The organism is Streptomyces sp. NPDC059866, from assembly GCF_042731325.1.
GTDB classification, from domain to species: Bacteria; Actinomycetota; Actinomycetes; order Streptomycetales; family Streptomycetaceae; genus Streptomyces; species Streptomyces flavusporus.
The window spans coordinates 29414-46303 of the sequence record NZ_JBHWJT010000016.1 but is presented as its reverse complement, the minus strand read 5'-3'; the positions used below and the strand labels follow the sequence as shown (position 1 = coordinate 46303).

Below are 16890 nucleotides of genomic sequence, written 5' to 3'. Positions count from 1 at the left end.
CGTCCGTCCTCAGTCGATCTGCGTGCTCCGCTCCAGCAGCGGGGCCGCGTCGGAGAGTACCCCGGAGATCCTGGCCAGCGTCTCCTCGTCCCGTTCGACCGCTTCGAGCACCGGTCCGCGGGTGGTGTTCCAGCGTCGGGCGACCGCGGCCGGATCCTCGCCGGTGAGCAGGCCGGCTGCCTGGGCCGCGGCGCCGAGCGCCACCAGCTCCCTGGCCTCGGGGACCTGGACCGGGCGTCCGGAGAGCCGTCGTACGGTCTGCTGCCAGGCCGTGCCCCGGGCGCCGCCGCCGATCAGCAGCAGGGGTGCCGAGCGGTCGGCGTCCTCGTCGAGGACCAGGTCGAGCGCGCCGAGCAGGGAGTGGACGGCGCCGTCGTACGCGGCCTGGAGCAGCTGGCCTGCGGTGGTGTCGTGGCGCAGGCCGTGCAGCAGCCCCGACGCGTTCGGCAGGTCGGGGGTGCGCTCGCCGTCCAGGTAGGGCAGCAGGGTGACGCTCGTGCCGGGCTCGACGGCCTCGCGGTCCAGGCCCAGCAGGGTCGCGACGCGGTCGACGGCGAGCGTGCAGTTCAGAGTGCAGGCCAGCGGCAGCCAGTCGCCGCGCGCATCGGCGAAGCCCGCCACGGTGCCGGTCGGATCGGCCGGGCGCCGCTGCGACACCGCGTACACCGTGCCCGACGTGCCGAGGCTCAGCACCGGCATGCCGGGGCGCAGCCCGAGCCCGAGCGCGGCGGCGGCGTTGTCGCCGGTTCCGGGGGCGACCAGGGTGCCCTTGGAGAACGGCAGGTCGTGGCTGTCGCGCACGGTGCCCGCCACTTCGCCGGGACGGACCACGCGCGGCAGCAGCGCCGGATCGAGCCCGACGTGCGCAAGGATCTCCTCGTCGTACGACTCGCTGCCGGACGCCCACCAGCCCGTCCCGGAGGCGTCGCCGCGGTCCGTCGTGCCCTGCCCCGTGAGGCGTTCGGTGAGGTAGTCGTGGGGCAGGCGTACGGCCCTGGTCGCGCGGATCGCGTCCGGCTCGTGCTCCGCGAGCCAGGCCCACTTCGTCACCGTGAAGGACGCGGCGGGCACGCTGCCCGTGCGGTCGGCCCAGAACTTCGCGCCGCCCAGCTCCTCGGTCAGCCGGCGCGCCTGTGGCGCGGAGCGCACGTCGTTCCACAGCAGCGCGGGACGGACGGGCTCGCCCCGGTCGTCCAGCGTGACGAGGCCGTGCTGCTGCCCTCCGATGGACACGGCGGCGGCCTCGTGCGCGGCGTCGCCGCACTGGCGCAGCGCCTCGCGCAGGGCGTCCCACCACTGCCGCGGATCGCTCTCGCGCCCGGCTCCCGAGGACACGGTGTGCGGTGCCTGGCCGCTCGCCACGACCTCGCCGGTCGCCGCGTCGACGACCAGCGCCTTGGTGGACTGGGTGGACGTGTCCACGCCGACGACGAGCGGACCCTCGGCTGCTGACATCGGGCTCTCCCTTTCCTGCGGCTCACGCGCCCCGGCGGCTGCTGTGAGGCACGTCTCTCTGGGTGATGTCCCGGCTCCGGAGACACCTTGTCTCTTCCCAGAGGTGCTTCTGCATACTAATTTGTAAACCGCCATGACGAAATAGTCGTGTGCAACAGTCGCAAGCGAGCAAGGGAGCCGCGGCATGAACTACCAGCCCACCCCCGAGGACAGGTTCACCTTCGGCCTGTGGACCGTCGGCTGGCAGGGAAGGGACCCGTTCGGCGACGCCACCCGGCGGGCCCTCGACCCGGTCGAGACGGTGCAGCGCCTGGCCGAGCTCGGCGCGCACGGAGTGACCTTCCACGATGACGACCTGATCCCGTTCGGGTCCTCCGACACCGAGCGCGAGTCGCACATCAAGCGCTTCCGCCAGGCCCTGGACGCGACCGGCATGACCGTGCCGATGGCCACCACGAACCTCTTCACGCACCCCGTCTTCAAGGACGGCGCGTTCACCGCCAACGACCGCGACGTGCGCCGCTACGCGCTGCGCAAGACCATCCGCAACATCGACCTCGCCGTCGAACTGGGCGCGAAGACGTACGTCGCCTGGGGCGGCCGTGAGGGCGCCGAGTCCGGCGGCGCCAAGGATGTGCGCGCCGCCCTCGACCGCATGAAGGAGGCGTTCGACCTCCTCGGCGAGTACGTGACCTCCCAGGGCTACGACCTGCGCTTCGCGATCGAGCCCAAGCCGAACGAGCCGCGCGGCGACATCCTGCTGCCCACGGTCGGCCACGCCCTGGCGTTCATCGAGCGCCTGGAGCGGCCGGAGCTGTACGGCGTCAACCCCGAGGTCGGGCACGAGCAGATGGCCGGGCTGAACTTCCCGCACGGCATCGCGCAGGCCCTGTGGGCGGGCAAGCTCTTCCACATCGACCTCAACGGCCAGTCCGGCATCAAGTACGACCAGGACCTGCGCTTCGGTGCCGGTGACCTGCGCGCCGCCTTCTGGCTGGTCGACCTCCTGGAGAGCGCCGGTTACGACGGCCCCCGCCACTTCGACTTCAAGCCGCCGCGGACCGAGGACCTCGACGGTGTGTGGGCATCGGCCGCCGGCTGCATGCGCAACTACCTCATCCTGAAGGAGCGCTCTGCCGCCTTCCGGGCCGACCCGGAGGTCCAGGAGGCCCTGCGCGCCTCCCGCCTCGACGAGCTGGCCCAGCCCACCGCGGCGGACGGTCTGCAGGCGCTGCTCGCCGACCGTACGGCCTTCGAGGAGTTCGACGTGGAGGCGGCCGCCGCGCGCGGGATGGCCTTCGAGCGGCTCGACCAGCTGGCCATGGACCATCTGCTGGGCGCGCGCGGCTGAGGCCGCGCCCGTCATGACCTCCACGCGGAATGCCGCGGAATCGTGCGATCCATGGCATGAGTCCGTGTCAACGTCCGCGTGGGGGTCGCGGCACGGCCGGGCGTGCCGCGAACCTGGGGGTATGGCCCTGCCGCCCGTACCGCCTCAACCGCCCGGCCCTCCGGGGGACACGCCGCCTCCGGGCGGCGGCTTCGGACCGCCGCCGGAACCTCCGGCACGACGGCGGAACCCTGTCCTCATCGTGCTCGCCGCGCTCGTGGGCGTCGGCGCCGTCGCCGCCGTCGTCCTCACGGCCTCCGGCAGTGACGACTCCCCGGACGGCAAGCAGCCCGCAGAGAGCAGCGCGAGTCAGTCGCCCCGTCCGTCCCTCGACATCCCGACCGAGCTGCCCAGCCGGTTGCCCAGCCGGTTGCCGTCCCTGCCGTCGCAGTTCCCGACCGAGCTGCCGAGTGGGGTACCGAGCGACCTCGAATCGCTGATCCCCTCCATCCCGGGCGACCTACTGCCCTAGGAGGACTGCATCACAGCCCGCGCGGCAGCCGTACGTAGACCACCGACGTCTCGATCCCGCTGTCGACCAGACGGCCCTGGGCGTCGAACGCCTCCGCGCCGTCCGTCATCCCGAAGTCGTTGTCGTTGATCAGGGCGAGCGTGTCGCGGTTCACGCGCGCGATGCCCTCGATCTTGCCGGGGACACCGGCGACCGTGCCCAGGTCGACGACCAGCCGCTTGGCGAGCACCGGAACACCTGCGGCCGCCGGGTCGTCGAGCTGTTCCAGGGACGGCGACGTGGCGTCGTCGTCCCACGCGCCGCCCAGGATGTTCGCGCCGCGGTCCAGGCGCACGAGCTGCAGCCGGGCGGCCTTGTCGGTGCGCTCCTCGACCAGCAGACGGTCACCGCCCACGGCGACCACCGAGGAGATCTTGAGCTCGGAGGTGTCGTCCTCGCCGGGATCGACGACGTTCACCGCGTCGAAGCGGTACGCGTACTCGGCGGTGACGGCCTTCTTCTTCGGGGAGAAGCGCAACAGCCGGGTGGTGCGCGACGCCTCTCCGGCGTCCTTGTCCGGCAGGGACAGCGGGCTCTGCACCGCCATCACCAGGTCGCCGCCCGGCAGCAGCGCGAGCCCCTCGAAGCCACGGTTGATCTTCCGGTGCAGCAGTACGGACGGCAGCGCCTCCACGACCGGGTAGTCCGCGCCGGTGAGGTTCAGCCCCTCCGGCACATAGCGCGTGAGCACCTTCCCGCGCGCGGAGACATGGACCAGAGAGGGCCCGTACTCGTCGGCGAGCCAGAAACTGCCGTCCTCGGCCCGCACGATGCCCTCGGTGTCCAGCCCGTTCGGGTCGTACGACAGCGGAGTGCTCGCGTCGTATGAGTACGGCGCCTCGTCACGCCCCTCCTGGTTGGGCAGACCGGTCACGGGCTTCCCGGAGGACGTGGTGATCGGGATCGCCTCCAGCACCCGCACCGAGTCACCGCAGACCCGGATCCGCACGATCGCCGGATCGAAGCCCGGCACCGGGAACGTCCGCCGGTTCTTGCCGTCCACCTTGATCTGGCCGTTGGGCCCGCGGTCGGTGACCGTCCAGAACTCGCCCTTGCGGCCCGCCGGGTAGATGTCGCTGCCGATGCCGCCGAGGTCCACCCCCCGGTCGTCGGCCACCGTGCCGGGCAGCAGGGCGTTGCTGAACGCGCCGAGCGACATGTCGCCCAGCGTCGCCGTGCGGATCACGCGCGCGTCCTCGGACGAGGCGCCCGTGGCCGGAGCCGCCGCCAGCAGAGCGGCGACCACGGCGATAGGTACGCCCGCTGCGACGGAACGGTGGACGCGGCGCCGGCCGGTGGCGTGCGGGGACATCGGGCCTCCTGATGGACCAAGTTCGGTGACAGCGGCCAGATTTGAACCCCTCGAGGAACGTCGTACGACACTCGCGTGAACGGCGGACGTCGGCCGCCGGTCCGGCCGACGTCCGTTCGATCAGGCTTCTTCCGCCGCCGGTTGTCCGGTCGCGGCCAGTGCCGTGGCCGGATCCTGGGCCCCGCTTCCCGCCGGTGCCCAGCGGCCGTGCTCCTTCCGGTACGGCCACCAGCGGCCGTCGCGGCCCAGCCGCAGCTGGCTCGGCGCGCCGACGACCGTCCACCGGTTGCCCCTGGCGCGCAGCGTCGGCCGCTCGTCGTCGTCCCAGGCCGCCTCCAGGGCGGCACGCGCGCGTGCGAGGGTTTCCCCCTGCACGGTCCACTCCTCCTCGAGCACCGACAGTCCGGCCACGCCACCGTACTGCCAGGCGCGTACGGCCGACTCCAGTTCGTCCCGGCCGCGCCCGGAACCGTCGGCGAGCCGGTCCGCCACCGCCTCCTCAGGAGACCCCGCAGCCAGCCGGACGGCGTCCTGCGCGACCGTCAGTTCCGCTTCCGGAGCAGCCGTCGGCCGCAGCGCCTGGGCCAGCATCCGATGCGCCGCCACGGCGGTCCGGGCCGCCAGGAACTCCAGGGCGGCCGGGTCGATTCCCTGGGCGGGCGGTGCCTCGGTGTCCAGAGAGGGCGGGAGACCGGGGTGCTCGGGGAGCCCGGGCGGGTCGGGCAGCGGAGGCAGGATGCCGCCCGCCGCCCAGACCTCCGCGGCGTCCACTCCCTCCGGCTCGACCGGTTCTTCGGCGGGCCTACTGGTGCGGTCCTGGAGGTCGTCCAGCAGGGCGCGTTCGCCCCGCCCCCGCATCAGCAGCAGAACGAAGGGATCCTCGTCGAGCAGTCGCGCCGTCTGGTAGCACAGCGCTGCCGTGTGCCCGCACTGGTCCCAGGCGCCGCAGTCGCACTCGGGCTCCAGATCGCCCAGGCCCGGCAGCAGTTCGATCCCGGCCGCCGCCGCGTCCTCCACGAGGTGCGGCGGCATCTCCCGGTCGAGCAGCGCGGCGACATGCCCGGCCCGCTCCACCGCCATCTCCAGGAAGCGGTTCCACTGCTCGGCGGACAGCTCCTCCAGCAGTACGTCGGCCCGGTGCCCCGTTCCGTCGCGGTCTTGGACGACCGCGGTGATACGGCCGGGCCGCACCGACACCGCGCCCACGGCTCCCGCGCGCGCGAGCCGACGGCCCGTCTTCACCTGCCCGGCGTCCAGTGCCGCGTCCTCCAGGGCCCTGAGCCAGGCACGGCCCCACCATGTCACCGCGAAACCCCTCCCGTGCGTGGGCGGCAACGCGGCGAACGTGCGCTCTGTCTCGTCGGCGTGTCCGTGGTCGTGACGGCTCATCGCGCGGTCCCCCTCAGCTCCACCAGATCGGCCAGTTCCGCGTCCGTCAGCTCCGTCAGCGCCGCCTCGCCGGAGCCGAGCACCGCGTCGGCCAGTTCCCGCTTGCGGTCCAGCATGTCGGCGATCCGGTCCTCGATCGTGCCCTCGGCGATCAGCCGGTGCACCTGCACGGGCCGGTCCTGGCCGATGCGGTACGCCCGGTCGGTGGCCTGCGCCTCGACGGCCGGGTTCCACCAGCGGTCGTAGTGCACGACGTGCTCGGCCCGCGTGAGGTTCAGTCCCGTGCCGGCGGCCTTCAACGACAGCAGGAAGACGGGGACTTCACCGTCCTGGAAGCGCCGCACCATCGCCTCGCGCTCGGAGACGGGCGTTCCGCCGTGCAGGAACTGCGAGGCCACGCCTCTGTCCGACAGGTGCCGTTCGACGATGCGGGCCATCCCCACGTACTGCGTGAAGACCAGGACGCTCGCCCCCTCGGCGAGGATGGTGTCGAGCAGCTCGTCCAGCAGCTCCAGCTTCCCCGAGCGTCCGGCGATCGTGGGCCGGTCCTCCTTGAGGTACTGCGCGGGGTGGTTGCAGATCTGCTTCAGGCCGGTCAGCAGCTTCACGATCAGGCCGCGCCGCGCCATGCTGTCGGCGCCGGAGATCTCCGCCAGCGTCTCGCGCACGACCGCCTCGTACAGTCCCGTCTGCTCCGTGGTGAGCGACACGGCGCGATCGGTCTCCGTCTTCGGCGGCAGCTCGGGCGCGATCCCCGGATCCGACTTGCGCCGGCGCAGCAGGAACGGGCGGACCAGCCGGGCGAGCCGCTCCGCGGCAGCCGGGTCCTGGCCGCTCTCCACGGCCTGCGCGTACCGCGTGCGGAAGGTGCCGAGGCGGCCGAGAAGTCCCGGAGTGGTCCAGTCGAGGATGGCCCACAGCTCCGACAGGTTGTTCTCCACCGGTGTGCCGGTCAGCGCCACGCGCGCGCGTGCGCCGATGGAACGCAGCGCACGCGCGGTCGCCGAGTAGGGGTTCTTCACGTGCTGTGCCTCGTCCGCCACGACCAGGCCCCACGGCACCTCGGCCAGCCGGCCCGCATCGAGGCGCATCGTGCCGTACGTGGTGAGGACGAACTCCCCGTCGGCCAGGTCGTCCAGGGCACGCCGCGAGCCGTGGAAGCGGCGCACGGGCGTGCCGGGCGCGAACCTCTCGATCTCGCGCTGCCAGTTGCCCATCAGGGACGTCGGACACACCACGAGCGTGGGACCGGCGGCCGACGGGTCGGTCTGCCGGTGCAGATGCAGGGCGATCAGTGTGATCGTCTTGCCGAGCCCCATGTCGTCGGCGAGACAGCAGCCCAGCCCCAGGGACGTCATCCGGGCCAGCCAGCTCAGGCCCCGCCGCTGGTAGTCGCGCAGCTCGGCGGCGAGAGCGGCGGGCTGCCCGACCGGCTCCTGCCCCTCCGGGTCCGCGAGGCGCTCCCGCAGCGCGGCCAGCCACCCCGTCGGCTGCACCTCGACCCGGCGGCCGTCGACCTCCGTCGAGCCGGTCAGCGCGGCGCCGAGCGCGTCGATGGGCGTGACCTTGCGGTCCTGCTGCGCGCGGGCGCGGCGCACCTCCTGAGGATCGATCAGGACCCACTGGTCGCGCAGCCGCACCACCGGCCGGTTCGCCTCGGCGAGACGATCCAGTTCCGCGTGGGTGAGCCGCTGGTCGCCCAGCGCGAACCGCCAGTTGAAAGCGAGCAGTGCATCGGCGGACAGGAACGACGGCGTGTCCGAGGACAGCCGGTGCGCAGCCGTCTCGTCGTCCGGTGGGCCGACGACCGCACGTGCGGTCAGTTTGCGGGCCAGTTCCCTGGGCCAGTGCACGTCGACCCCGGCACCGGCGAGGGCTGCCGAACCGTCACCGAGCAGCTCGGTCACCTCCTCGTCGGCGAGTTCGACGGCATCCGGCACAGCGGCCGAGAGCAGCGGGGTGAGCGCCGGCCAGGCGCGGGCGGCGCGACGGAGCGAGAGCAGGGCGTCCATCCGCGCGCGCGGACCGAGGACACGGCTCGTCGCATCCGTCCCGGCCCACACCTCGGCGGCGTCCGCGACCAGCGAGGGATCGCTCACGCTGTGCACCTGGAGCACGGCCCGGAAGGCCGGCTTCGTCTCGTCCGGTCCCGTGGCCGCCAGACCGCGCACCTCGATCCGCAGCGAGATGCGTACACCCGCGTCGTTACCCGCGGCGACATCGGCGGCCCATGCCCGTTGCCCGGGGAGGTGCTGCGGATCGTGCGCCGCGTAGGCCGGACCGCCCGTGACGAGCGACGCGGCCGGGGAGCGGGGCAGCGCGTCGGCAGCCGCGTCCAGGAAGGCCCGCAGCAGGCGCTCCGGTGCGGGCAGGCGCAGCGGCTCGGTGGTGTCCAGCGGCACGGCGTGGGCCTCGGGCGGCATCGCGGCGGCGAGCCGGCGGACACTCTCGACCTCCTCGGCGCGCAGGGGACCCGCACGCCAGGCGTCGTGGTCGCCGGGAGACAGGCCGGGCAGCAGCAGGCCGCGCGCCGCGAACTGCAGGGCCAGCACTGCGGCCGCTCCCCAGAACACGGCCGAACGATGTCCCTGCGGGGCCACACGCGCGCGCGTGAGAACGGGCAGGGCCGCACGCACAGGGAGCAACAGGGCGGACACGCCTACCAGCTCCACGCCGTCGCCGCCGGGCAGGACGACGCCCAGGTCCTCGACGGTGCCGCCGTCGACGCCCGGCGGAGCGGCGCCGTCCGGCCGCCAGAAGGCTACGCTGCCGGTGCGGGCGGGATCGCCCGGCAGGAACACGGCACAGCAGCGGGTCAGTTCGGAGATCTCGGAGGGGGATGCCGCGGGAATCCTCTGCACAGCGAAGTCCGCATTCCTCAAATTTGACTACCTGGGATCGGAGTCGCCGAGGATACGGCACATCACCGGCCGACCCGGCATGCTTCGGCTGTGACCTGAATCACTTGTCGATGCTCGGGGGTGGGTAAGGGTCGGGCGTCAGGGATGTCTCAGGGTGCGTCTCAGGGTCGCGATCCGGAACCGCCGGAAGCGTGGGCCCGTTTTCAGGACAGAGAGCGGCAGTGGCCGCGAAGGAGGCGACACATATGTCGAAGAACGCAAAGATCGCCGCAGGAGGTGTGGCGGCCGGGCTCATCCTGCTGATCTGGCTTCCCTGGTGGGCCGCGCTGCTGATCGTGCTGGGAGTCCCGGCCGCCGCGTACCTCGCGCTGGACCCCTCGCAGCGACGCAGGCTGCGTCGTGTCGGACGCAAGGAGCTCGGCCGCTGACGCGCTACCGCCCCGGACCGGTGCCGTCCAGTGCACACGAGTCGACCACGTCACCGTCCGTGGGCCGGGCGACGGTCCGGTCCGCGGGCGGACGGGTGCCCTGTTCGACCCAGGCGACGAGCGCGTCGAAGGCAGACCGATAGCAGGGCAGGATCGGCCGCAGCCGGTCCGGGTAGGTGTCGTACAGCCCGTCGACATGGGTTCCACCCCCGACGGTGTAGTACCAGTGCAGCGGACCCCGCCCGCGGGCGTCGACCATGCCCTCGTACACGTCGGAGTCGGCCGCCTTGGGCAGCAGCGCGTCCAGGTCCCCGTGCAGTGTGATCAGCGGCCTCCCGATGCGTCCGGTCAGCGCCACCCGGGCCACCGCGCGATGGACGGACGCGGGACGCGAGGCGTAGTCGTAGGCCGCGTCGGATGCACAGGGCGCCAGGATCTCCTCGGTCGTCGCGCCGGCGGACGGTCCGGGGCAGCCGGGATCGTATGCCGGGTCGAACTCCGCCCGATACGTCTTCTGCGTGACACCCCAGTAGGCCTTCTCGTGGTACGGCCACAGAAACTCCGAGCCGCGCGCGAAGCCCACCGAGTACAGCTCCTCTTCCGACGCCGAACCGAGGACCCGCGCCACCGCCGTGGGCAGGGAGGTGAGCAGATTGGGGCCGTCCGCCGTCCACAGCGCACCTTCCCAGTCCACACCGCCGTCATACAGCTCCGGATGGTTCTCCAACTGCCAGCGCGTGAGATAGCCGCCGTTGGAGATGCCGGTCATGTATGTGCGGCGCGGGGCGTGCCCGTACCGCTGGGCGACGGCCTTCCGTGCCGCGCGCGTGAGCTGGGTCGTGCGCGCGTTCCACTCGGCGACCGCGTCGCCGGGCCGGGTGCCGTCGCGGTAGAAGTCGGTCCCGTTGTTGCCCTTGTCGGTCGCGGCGTATGCGTATCCCTGGGCCAGCACCTGATCGGAGATCGCCTTGTCGGTCGCGTACTGTCTGCGGGTGCCGGGCGCCCCCGTGACGACGAGACCGCCGTTCCAGCGGTCCGGCAGGCGGATCACGAACTGCGCGTCGTGCCGCCAGCCGTGCGTGGCGTTGAAATGCGAGGAGTCCGGGAAGTAGCCGTCGACCTGCACCCCGGGCACGCCGGAAGGCGTTCGGGTGGCCCGGGCGGTCAGGCCCGCCTGGTCGGCCAGGTCGGTGTAGGGGGTGCCGGCCAGTCCCGTGGTGGTCAGGTCGGCCAGACAGGCGGTTCGCTGGAACTCCGCGCCCGGCACGTGCACACGTTCCTGTCGTTCGCAGTGGCTGTCGCCGACGCCTGCGGCAGCGGCGGGTGTCGGCGCGCTGAGAGCCGCTGCCACGATCGCTGCCGCAAGGGCGGCGGCAACCGAGGGAACACCACGGGAAGGACGCATCGGGGCCTCCAGAGCATGCCGGGGAGCGGTAGGGGAGCAGAGCCGCGGGCTGCCCTATCGTGCGGCTCCCCCTCCGCGTCTTCCATGGACTGGCACCACATATGACGCCGTCTCCGTATGGATGTCCCTGACAGGCGAGGGGTGTGTAGCCCTACGAGGGGAGTCCCGGATCAACTGGGCCGTACGGCCATCTTGTCGAGCGCCTCCAGCAGACCCGGCAGTTCCGGTCCCCGGCCCACCGGCAGGACCTCGCCGGGCACCTCGTCGAGCAGCACGAACGCGATGTCGTCGGTCCTGGCCACCAGCGACCAACCGGGACCGTCGGCCCGCAGCGTCCGTGCGTCTCCCGGGGCGAAGGACGAGCGGACGCGGCCGAGCGGCGGGGGGGCGTCCACGTACGCGCGCGCCTCGGCGAGTACGCGTCGGATGCCGGTGCGCCCCGGGCTCGCGTCCTTGCCGTCCCCGCCCTCCGCGGCCCCGGCGGAACCGTCCGGTGTCACGAACTCGGCGTCGTCGATCTGCTCGCGCCACACCGCCCACTGGAGGGCGATCTCGTCGGCGCCGAGCCGTCGCTGGGCCGGCCCCCAGTTGCTGGTGTCGGGGGGACACAGCGGGGGACCGTCCGCGGGGTCGGGGTCGGGATCGTGCGGCTCGGGCACGCCGGGCGCCGCAACGGCGACCGCCAGGGGCCAGCCGGGCAGGGCCGCGACGACGGACCGCTCGTCGGGCGACAGGTCGTACTCCATGCCGCAGTCCCAGGAGGCGATGGCGACGGCGACCAGCGACACGTCGTCGGTGACGACCGTCCACCGTGCGCCGTCGCCGTCCTGTCCGAGCACCAGGCCGTACCCGTCGGCGAGCGGCGCGAGACCGAGCGCCGCGCAGGCCTCCGGGTAGTCGTCGCCCAGCACGCTCGGGAACTGCGCCGGCGTCAGCAGCACCGCCGTGAGCACATAGAGCGCATCGTCCGCGGCGGCGACGGCGGTCTCGTCCGTCCCGGCCATCCCAGCCTCCCCAGGAGTTCGTCCAACGGCGCGCACCCTAGTGCGACCGGGACGAGCTTGTCACGACTCCGCGGACCATCCGGAGCTGGGGTTATCCGGCCGGCCGGGGCGGAATCGCCCGCCCTGGGCGGGTACGTCAGGCCGTCGGCAGTCCCAGGAGCGCACGGGCGACGGTCCGCGGCGACTCGTCGCGCTCCCGCGCCAGCGCGATGACGGCCCGGCACGCCAGCTCGTTCACCCCGAACGACAGCGCCTCCGGCGACACCCAGCCCGCAGCCTCGTCGATCCGCTCCTGGTCGTCCTCCGCGCACGCCGACACGTATGCGGCGGCCGCCTCGAACAGGTTGTGTGTACGTTTGTCCTCGCCGGAGTCCCGCTCCGATCGCAAGGCCTCGCGGAATCCTGCCCAGGACTTGCGGACTCTGTCGAACACTGTGACCACCTTCCCCCTCCATGGCGTCGCCGATCGTTCATCAGCCGCTCCTCAACGTAGGGTTGGAGCTTCGGCGACAGAAGAGGGCCGGCGCGGTGAGCGGCCGGACCGGTCCGTTCGAGCACGGGTCAGCTCTCGCGGACGGCCAGGGCCAGGAAGCGGGCATCCTCGTCGACGTACGACGTCATGCGCCACCCCGAACGGGTCAGCAGCGCACGCAGGTTGGGCTCCGCGCGGAGGTCGTCCGGGGTGATCTGCCGGCCTTGGCGGGCAGCGAGCGCCTCCCGTCCGATCGGGTGGAAGAGCGCCAGTCTGCCGCCGGGGCGCACCACACGCGCCAGCTCCCGCAGATTCTCGGCCGGGTCGGGCAGGTGGGCGATCAGGCCCGCCGCGAACACCGCGTCGAGCGACCCGGCGCGCAACGGCAGCGCCGCCACGTCCGCGAGCAGCAGCCACCCGTCGCGGTCCCGTCCGGCCCGTACGGCGGCTTCGAGCATGGCGGGTGTCAGATCGGCGCCGAGGACCGCTCCGGAGGGCCCCACGGCCGCCCGCAGGGGCGGCAGGGCACGTCCGGTGCCGCAGCCGGCGTCGAGGACCCGATCGCCCTCGTGAAGACCGAGCTCGGCCACCGCCGCCGCGTAGGCGGGGCCGTCGTCGGGGAACCGGCTGTCCCAGTCGGCTGCGCGGGCGGCGAAGAACTCCTGGACGTGCATACGGTCGTCGTTCATGTTCCGCATGATCCCTCACCGTCACGGATGACACGTCGGCGCACATGTTCGAGCTGGATGCGATCGTTCAGGTACATTTCTGCGTCATATTCCAACAGCTTTCGAAATGCGCCCCCTTTGTGCGCCCGTGCCCCGACTAGCGTCCCGGGGTCATGGGACACCTGGACCACGCCGCCTTCGGCTGGCTGACCCCCGTGCTGTCGTACGCGATGGCCTGCATAGGCGCCGCACTCGGGCTCCGCTGCACCGTCCGCGCGCTCGGCGCCACGGGGCGTTCACGCCGCAACTGGCTCGTCACGGCCGCCTCGGCCATCGGCACGGGCATCTGGACCATGCACTTCGTGGCCATGCTCGGCTTCAGCGTCAGCGGCACCGAGATCCGCTACGACGTACCGCTGACCGTCCTCAGCCTTCTCGTGGCCATGATCGTGGTCAGCGCCGGCGTCTTCGCGGTCGGCTACGGCCGCGACCGGACCCGTGCCCTGCTCCTCGGCGGTCTCACCACCGGGCTGGGGGTCGCGAGCATGCACTACCTGGGCATGGCGGCGGTCCGACTGCACGGTGACGTGACGTACGACCCGATGCTCGTCGCCCTCTCCGTCGTGATCGCCGTCGTCGCGGCGACAGCGGCCCTGTGGGCGGCCCTCAACATCAAGTCGCCCGTCGCGGTCACCGTCGCCTCCCTCGTCATGGGAGCGGCGGTGAGCAGCATGCACTACACCGGGATGTTCGCGGTACGCGTGCAGGTCACCCCCTCCGGCGAGGTCCTGCCCGGGGCCACGGCGATGCAGTTCGTCTTCCCCCTCGCCGTCGGCCTCGGGTCCTACCTCTTCCTGACCTCGGCCTTCGTGGCGCTGTCGCCGACGGCGGGGGAGCGCGAGGCATCCGCGTCGGCCCAGCGGCCCGTCGAGAGCGTCGCCCGCTGACGGCGCATGCGCACCGGCACGTCCCCGAACCCTTCCGAGCGAGGAGGCCATGCGTACACCCCGTAGGACGCCCACGTCAGGCGCCCAGACGCCGTCCGCACCCCCCGTACGCGGCCGCCGCGCGCACGCCGGACCACCGGCGGACGAGGGCCCGGACGAGGCCACCGATGCGGCGCCGGAGGGCGGGTCCCCGCGCGCGGACCACTGGCGCATCCGACCGCGCACCGTCCGCGCCAAGATCGTCTGCCTGTTGATGGTGCCCGTCGTGTCACTGCTGGCCCTGTGGGCGTACGCGACCGTCACCACCGTCCAGGACGTCTCCCGGCTGCGGCAGTTGCAGCGCGTGGACTCCGAGGTACGGGCCCCCGTCGCGGCCGCGGTGGCCGCACTCCAGGCCGAGCGTGCCGCCGCCGTACGCCATGCGACCGACCCCTCCGCCGGACAGGGCGGCGACCTCAAGCAGCTCGCGCAGCGCACGGACCGGGCAGTGGCGGAACTGCGGCTCGGCGACCGCAGCACCGTCGCGGACGGCCAGGAGTTGCCCGCGGGAGTGGCCCAGCGCCTCGACGCCTTCGTCACCGGAGCCGAGCAACTGCACCCGCTGCGGACCGCGGTGCTCGACCGCCGCGCCGGATGGGACGAGACGTACGACCGCTACACCAAGACCATCTCCACGGCCCTCGGCGTGGGCGGCGCGCTCACCGGCATCCAGGACGCCGAACTCGGCTCCGACGCGCGCGTACTGCTCGAATTCTCCCGCGCGGGCGAGGCCCTGGCCCAGGAGGACGTGCTGATCACCAGCGCGCGTCTCGAGGGTGGTCTGGGCGGCGAGCGGCTGCGGCTGTTCACCGGCGCCGTCGACACCCGCCGCGCCCTGACCCAGTCCGCCGTCGCCGACCTGCGCGGTGACGAACGCGCCGCCTGGCGGAACCTCGCCGACGGCGGTGACTACGCCGCCCTCGGCACCCTCGAGGACGAGGTCCTGACCGTCGGCCCGGGCGCCCGGGCGATCGAGGCCGCACCCGAAGCCGACTGGGAGCGGGCACACGCACGGGTGCAGGGCGGCATGCGCACGATCGAACAGGACGCCGCCCGCGGTGTCGCGGACCGGGCCGACCCGTTCACCCGCGGACTGCTCACCCCCGCAGGCGCCGCCGTACTCCTCGGACTCGTCGCCGTCGCCGCGTCCCTGGTGATCTCCGTACGCATCGGACGTGCCCTCGTCGTCGAGCTGGTGAGTCTGCGCAACAGCGCCCTGGAGATAGCCCGCCGCAAACTCCCCGAAGCCATGCGGAAGCTGCGCGCGGGCGAGGAGATCGACGTGCGGGCCGAGGCACCGCCCGGCCCGCCCGCGGAGGACGAGACCGGCCAGGTCGCCGAGGCTCTCGGCAGTGTGCACCGAGCCGCGCTGCGCGCCGCCGTGGAGCGTGCCGAACTCGCCAGCGGCATCTCGGGGGTCTTCGTCAACCTCGCCCGCCGCAGCCAGGTCCTCGTCCACCGCCAGCTGAGCCTCCTCGACAGCATGGAACGCCGCTCCGAGGACCCGAACGAACTCAGCGACCTGTTCCGGCTCGACCACCTCACCACCCGCATGCGGCGCCACGCGGAAAGCCTGATCATCCTCTCCGGCGCGGCACCCGGCCGGGCCTGGCGCATGCCGGTGCCCCTCACGAACGTCGTCCGCGCGGCCGTCTCCGAAGTCGAGGACTACGCGCGCGTGGAGGTACGACAGCTCCCCGAGGCCTCCGTCATCGGCGCCGCCGTCGCCGACCTCACGCACCTCCTCGCCGAGATCGTGGAGAACGCCGCCCAGTTCTCGCCCCCGCACACGCGCGTGCGCATCACCGGAGAGCCCGTCGGCAACGGCTACGCCGTCGAGGTCGAGGACCGCGGCCTGGGCATGGGCAAGGAAACCCTCGCCGAGGCGAACCGCCGTATCGCCCAGTCCGAGGCCCTGGACCTGTTCGACAGCGACCGGCTCGGTCTGTTCGTGGTCAGCAGACTCGCGGCACGGCACGACATCAAGGTGCACCTGCGCACCTCGCCCTACGGCGGCACCACGGCGGTCGTCCTGCTGCCCACGGCCCTGCTGCACAGCGGTGCGCCGGAACGTTCCCCCGACAAGGCGGTGGAAACGGAACCCGAGTACGCGCGCGTGCCCGGCGGCCCCCGCCATCAGGAGGCCGTCCCCCAGAAGGCCGACCGGCCCGCCCTCGTGGCTCCGGTCCCGGCGGCGACGGAGACCGGCTCCGAAACCCCGCCCCCCGGAGTGGCCACCCTGCGCCTGCACCGGCCCACGGACAACTCCGAAGGCTCCGAAGACCTCCCACGCCGCGTACGGCAGGCGAACCTCGCACCCCAACTGCGCGACCGGCGTCCCGAGGACACGGCGCAGCCGTCCGACCCCCGGAACGACGACCGGCGTACCCCCGAACTCGTACGGGACCGGATGGCGGCCTATCGCGACGGATGGGCGCGCGGTGGCGGCCGGCAACCCGGCCGCGGTGCCGCACCGGATCCCGCAGGCGGCAGCGACAGCAGTGAAGGAGACCCCGCATGATCCAGGACCCGAGCATGAGAGCCGCCGGGGGGGTCCCCCCGCTCGAGCGAAGCCGAGAGTGGGGGAGGTCCGGCGAACTCGACTGGCTGCTGGACGACTTGGTACTGCGTGTGCACGAAGTACGGCATGCCGTGGTGCTCTCCAACGACGGGCTCGCGGTGGGCGCCTCCACCGACCTCCGCCGCGAGGACGCGGAACACCTCGCCGCGGTCGCCTCCGGATTCCACAGCCTGGCCAAGGGGGCGGGCCGGCACTTCGGCGCCGGCGGTGTGCGCCAGACCATGGTGGAGATGGACGACGCCTTCCTGTTCGTGGCCGCGGCCGGCGACGGCTCCTGCCTCGCCGTCCTCACCGCAGTGACCGCCGACATCGGCCTGGTGGCGTACGAGATGGCACGGCTGGTCAAGCGCGTCGGTGAGCATCTCTACACGGCGCCGCGCGTCGGCGCGCGGCCGCCCGCCGCCGGATGAGGCGAGAAGGCGGTCCAC

The 16890-nt window shown here is 72.8% G+C and carries 14 protein-coding genes; 6 read left to right on the top strand and 8 right to left on the bottom strand.

What is annotated here, in order from left to right:
• Positions 1 to 9 precede the first annotated feature (9 nt).
• Positions 10 to 1455, bottom strand: a complete 1446-nt coding sequence (gene xylB / locus ACFV7R_RS24560; RefSeq protein ID WP_385266920.1) for a xylulokinase — start codon at positions 1453 to 1455, stop codon at positions 10 to 12.
• A gap of 184 nt (positions 1456 to 1639) precedes the next feature.
• Here xylB and xylA point away from each other — a divergent pair, with 184 nt between their 5' ends.
• A complete protein-coding gene (gene xylA, locus ACFV7R_RS24555; RefSeq protein ID WP_385266917.1) occupies positions 1640 to 2806 on the top strand; it encodes a xylose isomerase in 1167 nt (388 codons plus the stop codon).
• Between the two features lie 241 nt (positions 2807 to 3047).
• Positions 3048 to 3317, top strand: a complete 270-nt coding sequence (locus ACFV7R_RS24550) for a hypothetical protein (RefSeq protein WP_385266914.1) — start codon at positions 3048 to 3050, stop codon at positions 3315 to 3317.
• Between the two features lie 10 nt (positions 3318 to 3327).
• Here the strand turns inward: ACFV7R_RS24550 and ACFV7R_RS24545 are convergent, their stop codons facing one another.
• The 3 genes from ACFV7R_RS24545 to ACFV7R_RS24535 all read right to left on the bottom strand — a co-directional run bounded on the left by ACFV7R_RS24545 (position 3328) and on the right by ACFV7R_RS24535 (position 8918).
• On the bottom strand, positions 3328 to 4668 hold the full coding sequence (locus ACFV7R_RS24545) for an esterase-like activity of phytase family protein (RefSeq protein ID WP_385266911.1): 1341 nt from the start codon (positions 4666 to 4668) through the stop codon (positions 3328 to 3330).
• A gap of 120 nt (positions 4669 to 4788) precedes the next feature.
• Complete coding sequence (locus ACFV7R_RS24540; RefSeq protein ID WP_385266908.1) at positions 4789 to 6057, bottom strand: SWF or SNF family helicase; 1269 nt, start codon at positions 6055 to 6057, stop codon at positions 4789 to 4791.
• The gene (locus tag ACFV7R_RS24535; RefSeq protein WP_385266906.1) at positions 6054 to 8918 is read right to left on the bottom strand and encodes a DEAD/DEAH box helicase; all 2865 of its coding nucleotides are present in this window, start codon (positions 8916 to 8918) and stop codon (positions 6054 to 6056) included. The genes ACFV7R_RS24540 and ACFV7R_RS24535 overlap by 4 nt, the downstream gene beginning before the upstream one ends.
• 245 nt (positions 8919 to 9163) lie before the next feature.
• Between ACFV7R_RS24535 and ACFV7R_RS24530 the strand changes: the two genes are divergently transcribed.
• On the top strand, positions 9164 to 9346 hold the full coding sequence (locus tag ACFV7R_RS24530; RefSeq protein WP_129796572.1) for a hypothetical protein: 183 nt from the start codon (positions 9164 to 9166) through the stop codon (positions 9344 to 9346).
• A gap of 4 nt (positions 9347 to 9350) precedes the next feature.
• Here the strand turns inward: ACFV7R_RS24530 and ACFV7R_RS24525 are convergent, their stop codons facing one another.
• The 4 genes from ACFV7R_RS24525 to ACFV7R_RS24510 all read right to left on the bottom strand — a co-directional run bounded on the left by ACFV7R_RS24525 (position 9351) and on the right by ACFV7R_RS24510 (position 12916).
• The gene (locus tag ACFV7R_RS24525; protein WP_385266903.1) at positions 9351 to 10751 is read right to left on the bottom strand and encodes a tannase/feruloyl esterase family alpha/beta hydrolase; all 1401 of its coding nucleotides are present in this window, start codon (positions 10749 to 10751) and stop codon (positions 9351 to 9353) included.
• A gap of 170 nt (positions 10752 to 10921) precedes the next feature.
• Positions 10922 to 11755, bottom strand: coding sequence for a hypothetical protein (locus tag ACFV7R_RS24520; RefSeq protein WP_385266900.1), 834 nt, complete (start codon positions 11753 to 11755; stop codon positions 10922 to 10924).
• A gap of 136 nt (positions 11756 to 11891) precedes the next feature.
• Positions 11892 to 12188: a hypothetical protein gene (locus tag ACFV7R_RS24515; protein ID WP_385266898.1), complete on the bottom strand. Its 297-nt coding sequence runs from the start codon at positions 12186 to 12188 to the stop codon at positions 11892 to 11894.
• A gap of 128 nt (positions 12189 to 12316) precedes the next feature.
• Positions 12317 to 12916, bottom strand: coding sequence for a class I SAM-dependent methyltransferase (locus ACFV7R_RS24510; RefSeq protein ID WP_385266896.1), 600 nt, complete (start codon positions 12914 to 12916; stop codon positions 12317 to 12319).
• A 152-nt stretch (positions 12917 to 13068) separates the two neighbouring features.
• On the opposite strand from ACFV7R_RS24510, the gene ACFV7R_RS24505 reads away from it, so the two are divergent.
• The 3 genes from ACFV7R_RS24505 to ACFV7R_RS24495 are packed head-to-tail and all read left to right on the top strand — an operon-like array spanning position 13069 to position 16872.
• The gene (locus ACFV7R_RS24505) at positions 13069 to 13842 is read left to right on the top strand and encodes an MHYT domain-containing protein (protein ID WP_224739445.1); all 774 of its coding nucleotides are present in this window, start codon (positions 13069 to 13071) and stop codon (positions 13840 to 13842) included.
• 49 nt (positions 13843 to 13891) lie between these two features.
• Positions 13892 to 16402 (top strand): nitrate- and nitrite sensing domain-containing protein, encoded by a 2511-nt coding sequence (locus ACFV7R_RS24500; RefSeq protein ID WP_385266893.1) that lies wholly within the window; start codon positions 13892 to 13894, stop codon positions 16400 to 16402.
• Complete coding sequence (locus ACFV7R_RS24495) at positions 16399 to 16872, top strand: roadblock/LC7 domain-containing protein (RefSeq protein ID WP_385266890.1); 474 nt, start codon at positions 16399 to 16401, stop codon at positions 16870 to 16872. Before ACFV7R_RS24500 ends, ACFV7R_RS24495 begins: the two co-directional genes overlap by 4 nt.
• The last annotated feature ends 18 nt before the right edge of the window (positions 16873 to 16890 follow it).